The 13,825-nt window shown below is 70.1% G+C and carries 9 protein-coding genes; 4 read left to right on the top strand and 5 right to left on the bottom strand.

What is annotated here, in order from left to right; genetic code table 11:
* Positions 1 to 21 precede the first annotated feature (21 nt).
* On the bottom strand, positions 22 to 1,641 hold the full coding sequence (locus tag ACFT4A_RS24515; protein ID WP_382833413.1) for a site-2 protease family protein: 1,620 nt from the start codon (positions 1,639 to 1,641) through the stop codon (positions 22 to 24).
* Between the two features lie 198 nt (positions 1,642 to 1,839).
* On the opposite strand from ACFT4A_RS24515, the gene ACFT4A_RS24510 reads away from it, so the two are divergent.
* Positions 1,840 to 2,838: a PD-(D/E)XK nuclease family protein gene (locus ACFT4A_RS24510; RefSeq protein WP_382833411.1), complete on the top strand. Its 999-nt coding sequence runs from the start codon at positions 1,840 to 1,842 to the stop codon at positions 2,836 to 2,838.
* Positions 2,839 to 2,852: 14 nt separating this feature from the next.
* On the top strand, positions 2,853 to 3,524 hold the full coding sequence (locus ACFT4A_RS24505) for a response regulator transcription factor (RefSeq protein WP_018570356.1): 672 nt from the start codon (positions 2,853 to 2,855) through the stop codon (positions 3,522 to 3,524).
* Between the two features lie 68 nt (positions 3,525 to 3,592).
* On the opposite strand, the gene ACFT4A_RS24500 is transcribed toward ACFT4A_RS24505, so the two are convergent.
* The 4 genes from ACFT4A_RS24500 to metH form a co-directional block, all read right to left on the bottom strand.
* Complete coding sequence (locus tag ACFT4A_RS24500; protein WP_382833409.1) at positions 3,593 to 5,176, bottom strand: ABC transporter substrate-binding protein; 1,584 nt, start codon at positions 5,174 to 5,176, stop codon at positions 3,593 to 3,595.
* A gap of 108 nt (positions 5,177 to 5,284) precedes the next feature.
* Complete coding sequence (locus tag ACFT4A_RS24495) at positions 5,285 to 6,889, bottom strand: ABC transporter substrate-binding protein (RefSeq protein WP_382833407.1); 1,605 nt, start codon at positions 6,887 to 6,889, stop codon at positions 5,285 to 5,287.
* Positions 6,890 to 7,298: 409 nt separating this feature from the next.
* The gene (locus ACFT4A_RS24490; RefSeq protein WP_382833406.1) at positions 7,299 to 8,000 is read right to left on the bottom strand and encodes an HAD family hydrolase; all 702 of its coding nucleotides are present in this window, start codon (positions 7,998 to 8,000) and stop codon (positions 7,299 to 7,301) included.
* A gap of 152 nt (positions 8,001 to 8,152) precedes the next feature.
* Complete coding sequence (metH, locus tag ACFT4A_RS24485) at positions 8,153 to 11,668, bottom strand: methionine synthase (RefSeq protein ID WP_382833404.1); 3,516 nt, start codon at positions 11,666 to 11,668, stop codon at positions 8,153 to 8,155.
* Positions 11,669 to 11,984: 316 nt separating this feature from the next.
* Here metH and ACFT4A_RS24480 point away from each other — a divergent pair, with 316 nt between their 5' ends.
* Together ACFT4A_RS24480 and ACFT4A_RS24475 are read left to right on the top strand one after the other, a co-directional pair.
* Positions 11,985 to 12,758 carry an IclR family transcriptional regulator gene (locus ACFT4A_RS24480; protein ID WP_382833402.1) on the top strand — a complete coding sequence of 258 codons (774 nt, stop codon included), beginning with the start codon at positions 11,985 to 11,987 and terminating at the stop codon, positions 12,756 to 12,758.
* Between the two features lie 265 nt (positions 12,759 to 13,023).
* The gene (locus ACFT4A_RS24475) at positions 13,024 to 13,818 is read left to right on the top strand and encodes an MIP/aquaporin family protein (RefSeq protein ID WP_382833400.1); all 795 of its coding nucleotides are present in this window, start codon (positions 13,024 to 13,026) and stop codon (positions 13,816 to 13,818) included.
* Positions 13,819 to 13,825 lie beyond the last annotated feature (7 nt).

Raw genomic sequence — 13,825 nt, 5'->3', positions numbered from 1 at the left:
CCGGAGGGGGCTCCGACCACTTCAGCTGGGCCTCGCCATGGCCTTGACGAAGGCCCGCTCCACATCGGCCGCCGACAGGACGCCGTAGATCTCACCGGTCTCCTCGACGACGAGGTACTCGGTGGCGGGCGTCGCCCTGAGGGCGTCGAGCAGTTCCTCCCCCGACAGTTCCGCCGAGACGCGCATGCCGTCGGTGAGGTCCTGGGCGAGGCCGCTGACCGCGACCCAGGGGCGGCGGTGTTCGGGGACGCCGACGATCGCGGCCTCGCGGACCAGCGAGAGGGGTTTGCCGTCGGCGTCGACGACGACCAGGGCGCGGGCGCCGGCGGTGTTGGCGCGGCGCAGGGCCTCCGAGAGCGGGGTGTGGGTCTCGACGGGGACCGCGCGGCGGGTGAGCGCACGGGCGCGCAGTTCGGGGAGGTGCTCGCGCAGCCGGGCCATGCGCAGGCTGTTGCCGGCGCCGGTCCAGATGATCGCGGCGAGGATGGCGGCGAGCAGGGCGTCCAGGACGGTGTCCATGCCGACGTTGTCGACGGCGTCGGAGCCGAGGGCGCCGGAATGGGTCAGCAGCGGCAGGCCGATGAGGACCGAGACGGCGAGGGCGCGGCCGATCCAGGCGGCGGCGACGGTGCCGGCCATCGGCTTGCCGGTGATCTTCCAGACGACGGCGCGGAGCATGCGGCCGCCGTCGAGGGGCAGGCCGGGCAGGAGGTTGAACGCGGCCACGATGAGGTTGGAGATCATCAGGCCGGCCAGCAGGACGCCCGGGACGGTGCCGGGGTCCACGGTCTGCATGGCGAGGTAGAAGACGCCCGCGAGCAGGAGGGAGAGCAGGGGCCCGACGAAGGCGAGCACGAACTCGCGGCCGGGGGTCTCGGCCTCCTTCTCGATCTCGGAGACGCCGCCGAAGAACTGGAGCTGGATGCGGCGGACCGGGAGCTTGAAGCGGAGGGCGGCGACGGTGTGGGCCAGTTCGTGGACGAGCACGGAGGCGTAGAAGGCGACCGCGAAGAACAGGGAGACCAGGTACCGGGCGGCGCCGAGCTCGGGCAGGACGCGCTCCAGCTGCCCGCCGAACACCCAGGTGATCAGCGCGGCGACGAGGAACCAGCTGGGCGCGACGTACACGGGCACCCCGAAGGGCCGTCCCATGAGCAGGCCGCCCCGGGGCTCCGGAGGCCGCTGGGGGGCGGGTCCCTTGCCGTCGGCGGAGTGGGCGAAGGGGCGGTCGCCGGGGCCGGACGGAGCGGGCTCGGTGCGGCCGTTCGGGTCAGGGGCGGCGGGCTGCTGTCGGTGGTCCGGGGCGACGGGGTCCGGGGCCGGGGGCTCACCGGGGCTATGGCCGGTCGCGGAGTCTCCCGTCGGGCCGGGCTTCCGCAGCGACGGACGGTCTCCTTCGGCCGCGCCGGAGTCCTGGCCCGCAGCGGAGTCGCCCTCGGGCCCGTCCGGCCCGGCCTGCGGTGTCGCCGCGGGTCCTGCCTCCGGGGCCTCGTCGTGGCGCTCGGAGGGGAAACGCCGTCCGTCCGTGGCCTGTTCGTCGGCGGGAGTCGGGTCGGCGGCCCGGGCCGGAGCCCCTGCGTGGCGCTCGGCCGACTCGTCGTTGCCGGACCGCGGCTGCCCGTGCCCGCCGCTCTCGTCCACCGGTGTCCCCTCGTTCGAAGCGTCTCCCGCACCTGCCGGCCGGGAGGGTCTCGAGTCGATGGTATGCGTCCGTCGAGGCGCGTTCCGCCCCGGCACCCCTGTGTTTCCCGTCCGTCCCGTCCGTTCCCGGCTCCCGGCGTCGTACACGGCGCGACCGCGGCGGGATCACTGTCAGTGGCGGGCCGTATGGTCTGGGGCATGGAGACGAGCACCGAGGGCGCGGCACAGCCCGACAGCAGCCCTGCCGCGGCGGTGGATCCGCCGGTCCCGGCAGGGTCCGTGGAGGCGGTCATCGAGACGGCAGCAGAGACGGCAGTGGAGACGGCGACCGTGACCGCGCCCACCGCCATACCGCCCTCGGCGCTGTCCCCCTCGCGTGCGAGCGACTTCATGCAGTGCCCGCTGCTCTACCGCTTCCGGGTCATCGACCGGCTGCCGGAGAAGCCCAGCGAGGCGGCGACCAGGGGCACGCTGGTGCACGCGGTCCTGGAGCGGCTCTTCGACGCCCCGGCGGCCGAGCGCACGGCGCCCCGGGCGAAGTCGCTGATCCCGGGCCAGTGGGACCGGCTGCGGGAGTCGCGGCCGGAGGTCGTGGAGCTGTTCGCCGACGATCCGCAGGGCGAGCGGCTGGCGCGCTGGCTGGGCGAGGCGGAGCGGCTCGTGGAGCGCTGGTTCTCCCTGGAGGACCCCAGCAGGCTGGAGCCGGCCGAGCGGGAGCTGTTCGTCGAGACCGAGCTGGACTCGGGGCTGCGGCTGCGCGGGATCATCGACCGGGTCGACGTGGCCCCCACGGGCGAGGTCCGGATCGTCGACTACAAGACGGGGAAGGCCCCGAGGCCCGAGTACTCCGAGGGCGCCCTGTTCCAGATGAAGTTCTACGCCCTCGTGGTCTGGCGGCTGAAGAACGTGGTGCCGCGGCGGCTCCAGCTGGTGTATCTGGGCAGCGGTCAGGTCCTGACGTACGACCCGGTCCTCGCCGATCTGGAGCGGGTCGAGCGCAAGCTGCTGGCGCTGTGGGAGGCGATCCGGCAGGCGACGGAGACGGGTGACTGGCGGCCGCGCCCCACGAAGCTGTGCGGCTGGTGCGACCACCAGGCCCACTGCCCGGAGTTCGGGGGTACTCCCCCGCCGTATCCGTTGCCGGTGAGGGCGACGGAGTCCGGCGGGCCCGCGCAGGGCAGAATGGGGCCGGACTAGCGAAGGAGACTTACGTGGCCATCCGCGTCCTACTGGTCGATGACCAGCCGCTGCTCCGCACGGGCTTCCGGATGATTCTGGAGGCCGAGCAGGACATCGCGGTCGTCGGCGAGGCCGGAGACGGCCTCCAGGCGCTCGACCAGGTGCGGGCCCTGCAGCCCGACGTGGTCCTGATGGACATCCGCATGCCGCGGATGGACGGTGTGGAGGCGACCCGGCAGATCACGGGCCCCGAGCGGGACGGCCCGGCGAAGGTGCTGGTGCTGACCACTTTCGACCTCGACGAGTACGTGGTGGAGGCGCTGCGCGCCGGTGCCAGCGGCTTCCTGCTGAAGGACGCCCCGGCCAACGAGCTGGTGCAGGCGATCCGGGTCGTGGCCGCGGGCGAGGCGATGCTCGCGCCGAGCATCACGCGCCGGCTGCTCGACAAGTACGCCACGCATCTGCCCTCCGGTGACGAGCCGGTGCCGGACACGCTGCACACGCTCACCGACCGCGAGGTCGAGGTGCTGAAGCTGGTGGCGCGCGGACTGTCCAACGCAGAGATCGCCGCCGACCTGTTCGTCAGCGAGACCACCGTCAAGACGCACGTCGGGCACGTGCTGACCAAGCTGGGCCTGCGCGACCGTGTGCAGGCGGCGGTGTACGCGTACGAGAGCGGGCTGGTGCGCCCCGGCGCGCAGTAGGCCGCCCACTGCGGACGAAAAAGAGGGCGCCCCCTGCCGAGACAGGGGGCGCCCTTCGCGTGGGTGCGTCACGCGTCCTTGCTCAGCTCCCAGAAGCGGAACACGGTGGACGCGTCGAGGCAGTACTCCAGTCCGTAGACGCCTTCACGCGCGACCGCGTACTGCTTGGCCTGCCACACCGGCAGGACGGGGAGTTCATCGGCGACGATGTCCTGCAGCTCCCCGAACTCCTTGTCGGTGGAGGCACGGTTGGTCAGGGCCGCGGTGCTCGGGATGAGCGTGCCGGTGATGGTGTCGTTCTCGTAGTTGTTGCCCAGCACGTTGCCCTTGCCGAAGAAGGGGGCCGTGAAGTTGTCGGCGTCCGGGTAGTCGGGCACCCAGCCCTTCACGTAGACGCCGTACTTGCCGGCCGCGATGTCCTTCTCGTACTGGGCGAAGGAGACCGACTTGACGTCCGCGTCGAACAGGCCGCTGGCGTTGAGCTGGCCGGCGATGGCCGTCAGCTCCTGGTCGGTGGCGGGGCCGTAGCGGGACGGGGTCGACCAGAGGGTCAGCTTGACCTTGCCGTTGACGCCGTCGGCACGCAGGGCCTCGGCCGCCTTGGACCGGGAGGGGCGGGCGCCGTAGGTGTCGAAGAAGGCCGTGTTGTGGCCGGCGACACCGGCCGGGATGATCGAGTACAGCGGGGTCGCGGTGCCCTGGTAGACGTCCTTGATGAGGGCTTCGCGGTCGAGCAGGTGGGCGATGGCCTTGCGTACGCCGAGCTTTCCGGCGACCGGGTCGTTCATGTTGAACACCAGGTGCTGGACCTCGGCGCTGCTGCCCTCGACGACCTCGGTGCCGGTGCCGTCGTCGGCCTTCTCCATGTCGGCGACGTCGCCCGCGGTGAGGCCGCGGTAGGCGATGTCGACGTCCCCCTTCTGGATGGCCTGCTTCAGGGCGGTCTGGTCGCCGTCGAAGAACTTCAGGGTCACGCCGGTGTTGCTCACCTTGGCGGTGCCCTTGTAGTTCTCGTTGACGGAGAAGACGGCCTGACCGTCGTCGATCGAGTCGAGCTTGTAGGGGCCGGAGCCGACGGCCTTGCCGTCCTCGCGCAGCTTGCCCGCGTCGTACTCGTCGTGGTTGACGATGGAGCCGGCGCCGGAGGCGATCTTGCTGGGGAAGGTGGCGTCGGACGTGTTGAGATGGAAGACGACCGTCTGCCCGTCCGGAGTCTCGACCTCGTCCAGCGTGGGGAACATGATCGCGGGCCCGTCGGGGTCGTTGATCTTCAGCATCCGCTCGAAGGAGAACTTGACGTCCTCCGAGGTGAGGGCGTCACCGTTGCTGAACTTGAGGCCGTCCTTCAGCGTGCACCTGTAGACCGAGCTCTGCGTGTCGGTGAAGGAGCAGCTCTCGGCGGCCTCGGGCTGCGGTTCCGTGGCGCCCTTGGGGAAGCTGAGCAGCGACTGGAAGACGTTGTTGAACAACAGCCAGGAGCCGGGGTCGTAGCCGGAGGCCGGGTCGGTGGCCAGGACGTCGTCGGACATCCCCACCACCACGTTGGAGCCCTCCCCCGCGGAGTCCCCGCTCTCCGTGCCGCAGCCGGTCAGCAGGCCGGAGGCGAGCCCCGCCACGATCGGCAGGACCGGCCACTGGTTGCGTATGTTCACGTGTGTGCCTTGTCGTCGGTTCTCGAGAACACCCGGAGCATGTCCCTGGCTCCGGGGCACGGCTCCCCGGGGGCCGCGGTCACAGGCCCCGGGGTTCCAGCGGGTACCTCAGCCGCTCACGCCCCGGCCGAGCTCCCACAACTGGAGCGTCGACGCGGAGTTGAGCGCGTAGGCGGTACCCGTGATGTCGTCGCGCGCGGCGACGTACTGCTTGCCCTGCCACAGCGGCAGCACCGGCACGTCGGAGGCGACGATGTCCTGAATGTCCGTCAGGCTTGTGGAGGCGGACAACCGGTCCGCCTCGCGGCGGGACTCCGGGATCAGGGTGTTGCGGATCTGGCTGTTGTCGTACGGCGAGCCAAGGGTGTTGTCCCTGTCGAGGAACGGCGCGAGGAAGTTGTCGGCGTCGGGGAAGTCGGGGAACCAGCCCATCCCGTAGACGTCGTACACACCCTTCTTCTCGGCCGGGCGGAACGTGTCCCACGGCGTTCCCTTGATGGTTACGTCGAACAGGCCACTGGAGTTCAGCTGGTCGCGCAGGACCTCGAACTCCTTCTTGGTGGCCGGGCCGTAGTGGTCCGTCGTGTAGTGCAGCGTCAGCTTCACCGGGGTGGTGACGTTCGCCTGGTTCAGCAGGGAGCGGGCCTTGGTGACGTTCGCGTCGCCGTACTTGTTGAAGAACGAGTTGGAGTGGCCCGTGACGCTGGCCGGGACCAGCGAGTAGAGCGGCTCGGCCTGGGAGCCGTAGACCTTGGAGACCAGCTCGCTGCGGTTGACGACCTGGGCCATCGCCTGGCGCACGGCCTTGGACTCGACAGTCGGGGCGTCGGTGTTGAAGCCCAGGTAGCGGATCTCCAGGCCGGGCATCTCGACGAGGTCGACGCCGGTGTCCGCGTCGCCCGAGAGCTTGCGGATCTGGTCCGGCGACATGGTGCGGGTCATCAGGTCGATGTCGCCCTTGTCGAGCGCCTCGCCCATGGCGTCGGTGTCCTTGAAGGAGACCATGTCGATCTTGTCGTTGTTCACCTTCAGGTTCCCCTTGTAGTCGGGGTTCCGGGTGAACTCGGCCCTGACCAGCTCGTCGTTCTCGACGTCGGCCTTGAGGGTGTACGGGCCGGAGCCTTCGAGGTCGAAGCCGTCGCGCAGCTTGTTCTTCGGGTAGTCGTCGGGGTCGACGATGCCGGCGACCGGGGTCGACAGCTTGTACGGGAAGGTGGCGTCGGCGTTCTTCAGATGGAAGATGACGTCGCGGTCGCCCTGCGTCTCGACGGTGTCGATGGTGGACAGCAGCGCGAACACGCCGCTGTCGGCCTTGAGGGAGCGGGCGCGGTCGATGGAGTACTTCACGTCGGACGCGGTGACGGGGTCGCCGTTCGCGAACTTCAGGCCGTCGCGCAGGGTGCAGGCGTAGCGCTCGTTGCCGGTGTCGGTGAAGCCGCACCGCTCGGCCGCCTCCGGCACCGGGTCACCCTCGCCGCGCGGCTGGATCATCAGGGTCTGCACGGTCTGGCGCAGGATGTTCCAGGTGCCGACGTCGTAGGCGTACGCCGGGTCGAGGGGGGCGGGGGCGTCCTTCGAGGCGGTGAACCGGTCCGTGGTGCCGACGACGATCGCGCCGCCGTCGTCGCTCCCGCTGTCGGACCCGCCGCAGGCGGCGAGCACCGGCGCGAGCAGGCCGATCACGGCCGGCAGCACCAAAGTCTTGCGGTTCATGCTCGAGTTTCTCCAGAGCTGTCGACTCCGTGTACCCGGCATGCAGGGGTGGCGCAGCGGATCACGGGAGGTGGGGCGATGTTCTCGCAACGAGATTAGTCCGGGCCGGCAGGAAGGTTCGCAGCGACCGGAGTTGAGCCCTCATCACGCTGCGGAACCGGGCGTGGACACACCGAAAACCCGATGGCGGAAGCTTTGGTACAGCGTTCCACCAATCGGGACACAAGGGCACGTCAGCAGCCCCCCACGGCACACGTCAGATCCGCTGTCGACCCCTGGCTGCGTGGGGAACGTCACACCGCAAACGGGTTCCGGAGTACGGTAATTCGACCGTCCGGAGATCACCCGGAGCGGGTCGAATTCACCTGCGGAATTACCGTCTTAACTCCACTGCACGCTGGGTGAACAGCTAGCGCATTTCCGTCATCAGCCCGTGCAGAAATGTCAGGTCGACCTCTTCGAGGGAGGTGACGACCGTACGGCGGAGGGCCGGGGCGATGGGAGCCAGGGAGGGCACCGCCACGACCCGGCAGCCCGCGGCCTCGGCGGCGGCGACCCCGGTCGCGGTGTCCTCGATGACGGCGCACCGGGCCGGCTCCGCGCCGAGTCCGGCGGCGGCCGCCAGGTACGGGTCGGGGTGGGGCTTGGTGCGCGGCACCTCGTCACCGGCCACCGTCAGACGGAAGTGGTGCGCGCCCAGCGAGGTCAGCACGCGGTCGATGATGCGCCGGTGCGAGGCGGAGACCAGGGCCGTCGGGATCTCGCACTCGTACAGCTCGGCCAGCAGCCGGCCGGCGCCGGGCATCAGCGGCAGGGCGCGGTCGATGCGGTCCTCGAAGCCGTCGTTGAGCAGCACGGTGAGCTCGTCGAGGGTGATGTCCGCGCCGGTCGCCTCGATCAGGAAGCCCGCGCTGCGGGTCATGGGGCCGCCGACCACGACATGGCGCCAGGACTCGTCGAGCGTGTGGCCGAGGGAGGCGAAGACCTCCGCCTCGACGTCCCACCAGAAGCCCTCCGTGTCCACCAGAGTGCCGTCCATGTCGAGGAGCACCGCCTGCAGGGCGGAGCCCTCGGCCGTGCGGGTTCCGAGCGCGGGGACCGTACTGGTCATCCACGTACCTCCTTGAGGGACGTTCAGGCCGGTTCCCACGGGGGGAACCGGCCTGCGGTGGACCGACCAGTCTACGTCGTGCGCGGAAGAAGCGCCTCTTTTGGCTCGAGTGCCCGGTGGGGCGGCTCAGTGGGACGGCCCAGCGGGACGACTCAGCGGGCGTTGAAGTACTTCGCCTCCGGGTGGTGGATCACGATGGCGTCCGTGGACTGCTCGGGGTGCAGCTGGAACTCCTCGGACAGGTGGACGCCGATGCGCTCCGGCTGGAGCAGGTCGGCGATCTTGGCGCGGTCCTCCAGGTTGGGGCAGGCGCCGTAGCCGAGGGAGAAGCGGGCGCCCCGGTACTTCAGCTCGAACATGCCCTGCATCTCGTCCGGGTCCTCGGCGGCGTAGCCGAGTTCGGACCGCACGCGCGCGTGCCAGTACTCGGCGAGCGCCTCGGCCAGCTGCACGGACAGCCCGTGCAGTTCGAGGTAGTCGCGGTAGGCGTTGGCCTCGAACATCCGGGCGGTCTCCTCGCCGATACGCGAGCCGACGGTGACGATCTGGAGGCCCACGACGTCCGTCTCGCCGGACTCCTCCGGGCGGAAGTAGTCGGCCAGGCACAGGCGACGGCCCCGGCGCTGGCGCGGGAAGGTGAAGCGGGTGCGCTCGTTGCCCTGCTCGTCCAGGAGGATCAGGTCGTCGTCCTTGGAGACGCACGGGAAGTAGCCGTAGACGACGGCCGCCTCCAGCAGGTTCTCCGTCTGGAGCTTGTCCAGCAGCCCGCGCAGCCGGGGCCGGCCCTCGCTCTCGACGAGTTCCTCGTACGACGGGCCCTCGCCGCTGCGGACCTGCTTCAGGCCCCACTGGCCCTTGAACAGGGCGCCCTCGTCGAGCCAGCTCGCGTACTCCTTGAGCTGGATGCCCTTGATCACGCGCGTGCCCTGGAAGGGCGGCTCGGGGACGGGGTTGTCGGTGGCGACGTCGGAGCGGACGTGCCCCTCCTCGGGACGTTCCTCGACCACGGCCTGGGCGGTGGCCCGGACGCGGCGCTGCTTCAGCTCGGGCAGCTTCGCTCCCGGCACGCCCCGCTTGACGCCGATCAGGGCGTCCATCAGGCGCAGGCCCTCGAAGGCGTCGCGGGCGTAGCGGACCTCGCCCTGGTAGATCTCGTGCAGATCCTGCTCGACGTAGGCCCGGGTGAGGGCGGCGCCGCCGAGGATGACCGGGAAGTTCGCCGCCAGTCCGCGCTGGTTCAGCTCCTCCAGGTTCTCCTTCATGATCACGGTGGACTTGACCAGGAGTCCGGACATGCCGATGACATCGGCCCGGTGCTCCTCGGCGGCGTCCAGGATCGCGGAGACCGGCTGCTTGATGCCGAGGTTGACGACGTTGTAGCCGTTGTTGGACAGGATGATGTCGACGAGGTTCTTGCCGATGTCGTGCACGTCGCCGCGGACGGTGGCCAGGACGATGGTGCCCTTGCCGGCCTCGTCGGTCTTCTCCATGTGCGGTTCGAGGTGGGCGACGGCGGTCTTCATCACCTCGGCGGACTGCAGGACGAACGGCAACTGCATCTGGCCGGAGCCGAACAGCTCACCGACGACCTTCATACCGTCCAGCAGGGTCGCGTTGACGATGTCGAGGGCGGAGCGCTCCTGGAGGGCGTCGTCCAGGTCGGCCTCCAGGCCGTTGCGCTCCCCGTCGATGATGCGCCGCTTCAGCCGCTCGTCCAGCGGCAGGGCGGCCAGTTCCTCGGCCTTGCCGGCCTTGAGGGACTTGGCGGTGGCACCCTCGAACAGCTGCATGAGCTTCTGGAGCGGGTCGTAGCCCTCGGCGCGGCGGTCGTAGATCAGGTCGAGGGCCGTCTGGACCTCTTCCTCGTTGAAGCGGGCGATCGGGAGGATCTTCGACGCGTGCACGATCGCCGAGTCCAGGCCCGCCTTGACGCACTCGTCGAGGAAGACGGAGTTGAGCAGGATCCGGGCGGCCGGGTTGAGGCCGAAGGAGATGTTGGACAGGCCGAGGGTGGTCTGCACCTTCGGGTGGCGCCGCTTCAGCTCGCGGATGCCCTCGATGGTGGCGATGCCGTCCTTACGGGACTCCTCCTGGCCGGTGCAGATGGTGAAGGTCAGGCAGTCGACGAGGATGTCCTCCTCGTGGATGCCCCAGTTCCCGGTCAGATCGTCGATGAGCCGTTCGGCGATCTCGACCTTGTTCTCGGCGGTGCGGGCCTGGCCCTCCTCGTCGATGGTCAGCGCGATGAGGGCGGCGCCGTGCTCCTTGGCGAGCTGGGTGACCCTGGCGAAGCGGGACTCGGGGCCGTCGCCGTCCTCGTAGTTCACCGAGTTGATCACCGCGCGGCCGCCGAGCTTCTCCAGGCCGGCCTGGATGACGTCGATCTCGGTGGAGTCCAGCACGATCGGCAGGGTGGAGGCGGTGGCGAAGCGGCCGGCCAGTTCCTCCATGTCGGCGGCGCCATCCCGGCCGACGTAGTCGACGCACAGGTCGAGCATGTGCGCGCCTTCGCGGATCTGCTCCCGGGCGATCTCCACGCAGTCGTCCCAGCGGCCCTCCAGCATGGCCTCACGGAACTTCTTCGAGCCGTTGGCGTTGGTGCGCTCGCCGATGGCCAGGTAGGAGGTGTCCTGCCGGAACGGCACGCTCTGGTAGAGCGAGGCCGCGCCCGGCTCGGGCTGCGGGCTGCGCTCGCCCGGGGCGACATCCCGGACGCGCTCCACCAGCTGGCGCAGGTGCTCGGGGGTGGTGCCGCAGCAGCCGCCGACCAGGGACAGGCCGTAGTCCTGGACGAAGTTCTGCTGGGCGTCGGCCAGGCCCTCGGCGTCGAGCGGGAAGTGGGCGCCGTCCTTGGTCAGGATCGGCAGGCCGGCGTTCGGCATGCAGAGCAGCGGGATGCGCGAGTGGCGCGTCAGATAGCGCAGGTGCTCGCTCATCTCGGCGGGGCCGGTGGAGCAGTTCAGGCCGATCATGTCGATGCCGAGGGGCTCCAGCGCGGTCAGCGCCGCGCCGATCTCGGAGCCGAGCAGCATGGTGCCGGTGGTCTCGAAGGCCATCGAGCACAGCAGGGGCACGTCGAAGCCGGTGGCCTCCATGGCCCGGCGGGCGCCCAGGATGGACGCCTTCGTCTGGAGCAGGTCCTGCGTGGTCTCCACGAGCAGCGCGTCCGCGCCGCCGGCAAGCATGCCCTCGGCGTTGGCCTGGTAGCCGTCGCGGATGGTGGCGTACGCGACGTGGCCGAGGGTGGGCAGCTTGGTGCCGGGGCCGACGGAGCCGAGCACCCAGCGCGGCCGGCCGTCCTTCGCGGTGTACTCGTCGGCCACCTCGCGGGCGATGCGGGCGCCGGACTCGGACAGCTCGTGGACGCGGTCGGAGATCTCGTACTCGGCCGCGGCCGTGTGGTTGGCGCCGAAGGTGTTGGTCTCGACGCAGTCCACGCCCACCGCGAAGTACGCGTCGTGGACGGACCGGACGATGTCGGGCCGGGTCAGGTTCAGGATCTCGTTGCAGCCCTCGAGATTCTCGAAGTCCTCGAGCGTGGGGTCCTGCGCCTGGAGCATGGTGCCCATGGCTCCGTCGGCCACCACCACACGGGTGGCCAGGGCCTCTCTGAGCGCGGCCACACGGGTCCGGCTGTCTGCGGAAGGGGTCAGCGGCAACGAGGCCATGTAAAGGGCTCCCTCGGATGCGACGGCTGTCGGCTTTGCGGCTTCCCGGACATCCGGAGGGCATCCGGGGAAGGGCGCACCGCGCCAGCGTAACCGGGAGTCGGCTTGGATGGGCAGCGCGTCCACGACGCGGACGCCGATGACGGCGGGGCGGCCGTCGGGCGTCCGATGAACCCGGACCTGAACCGTCTGTGACGCAACAAATGGCGTCCGGCCATTAGCGAGAGGTTGGCAACGACCGGTAGTGTTCGACATTGCCGAACAAGGGCTGCGGCGCCGCTTGTCGGCGGTCGAAGGGGACGGAGGCAGTACGGCGATGGCACGGAACATCCAGTCGCTCGAACGGGCGGCCGCGATGCTGCGGCTGCTCGGGGGCGGCGAGCGACGGCTCGGCCTGTCGGACATCGCCTCGTCGCTGGGCCTGGCAAAAGGCACCGCCCACGGCATCCTGCGCACCCTCCAGCAGGAGGGTTTCGTGGAGCAGGACGACGCCTCCGGGCGCTATCAGCTGGGCGCGGAGCTGCTGCGCCTGGGCACCACCTACCTCGATGTGCACGAGTTGCGGGCGCGCGCCCTGGTGTGGGCCGACGACCTGGCCCGTTCCAGCGGCGAGAGCGTCTATCTGGGCGTCCTGCACCAGCAGGGCGTGCTGATCGTGCACCACGTCTTCCGGCCCGACGACAGCCGGCAGGTCCTGGAGATCGGGGCCATGCAGCCGCTGCACTCCACGGCCCTGGGCAAGGTGCTGTCCGCCTACGACCCGGTGGCGCACAGCGAGGCCCTGGAGAACGACCGCAAGGCGTTCACCGACCGGACCGTGTGCGAGCCGGAGGACTTCGAGCACATCCTCGACCTCACGCGCGCGCGTGGCTACGCGGCGGACGTCGAGGAGACCTGGGAGGGCGTCGCCTCCCTCGCCGCGCCCATCCACGACAGACGGCGCATGCCCGTCGGCGCGGTCGGCATCACCGGCGCCGTGGAGCGGCTGTGCCGGTCCGACGAGGAGGGCGTGGTGCGGCCGGAGCTGATCGCGGCCGTCCGGGACTGTGCCCGCGCGGTGTCGCGGGATCTGGGCGCCGGGCGGTTCTGAGAGCTCACAGCGGGACCGGGGCGTCGTACGGCGTTCCGGTCCTCGGCATGTCCGCGACCACAGGCGTCGGACACCCATGGGACGGGCAGCGATCAGTAACGATCGTGTTTTCGACAACAGAGCTCTTGACGTGCTCGTAACCCCGAAGCAAGACTCCCGTCCATCGGTCGACATTGTCGAACAGCTACCGGCAATACGCGCTAGAGTGGGACAACGCCAGGCCGGTATCGAACTTCCCCCTGGACGAAGGACAAAGGAGTCGCGGGTGTCCAGCTCCGACATCTTCATCGGCGAGACCATCGGTACCGCCATACTCATCCTCCTCGGCGGCGGAGTCTGCGCCGCCGTCACACTGAAGGCTTCCAAGGCCCGCAACGCCGGCTGGCTCGCCATCACCTTCGGGTGGGGCTTCGCGGTGCTCACGGCGGTCTACACCACGGCGCCGCTCTCCGGCGCCCATCTGAACCCGGCCGTGACGCTGGCCATCGCCATCAAGGACGGCGACTGGAAGAACGTCCCGGTCTACTGGGCCGGACAGGTACTCGGCGCCATGATCGGCGCGGGCCTGGTCTGGATCGCCTACTACGGTCAGTTCCACGCCCACCTCACCGACCGCGAGATCGTCGGCGGTCCCGGCGCGCAGGACACCGCCGCCAAGGCCGTCGAGGCCCAGGAGCAGGGCGCGGGCCCCGTGCTGGGCGTCTTCTCCACCGGGCCCGAGGTCCGGGTCGCCTGGCAGAACCTGGCCACGGAGATCATCGGCACGGTCGTACTGGTGCTCGCCGTGCTCACGCAGGGACTGAACGACGAGGGCAACGGCCTGGGCACCCTGGGTGCCCTGATCACCGCGCTCGTGGTGGTCTCGATCGGTCTGTCCCTCGGCGGCCCGACGGGGTATGCGATCAACCCGGCCCGTGACCTCGGTCCGCGTATCGTGCACTCCCTGCTGCCGCTGCCCAACAAGGGCGGCTCCGACTGGGGCTACGCCTGGATCCCGGTGGCCGGTCCGCTCATCGGCGGGGCCATCGCCGCAGGCATCTACAACGTCGCGTTCGCTTAGGAGCGGT

The sequence above is a fragment of the Streptomyces sp. NPDC057099 genome, assembly GCF_042671245.1.
In the GTDB taxonomy this organism is placed as follows: Bacteria; Actinomycetota; Actinomycetes; order Streptomycetales; family Streptomycetaceae; genus Streptomyces; species Streptomyces purpurascens.
Note: the sequence above shows the minus strand (reverse complement) of the source record. Positions and strands in the feature narration are given on the sequence as shown.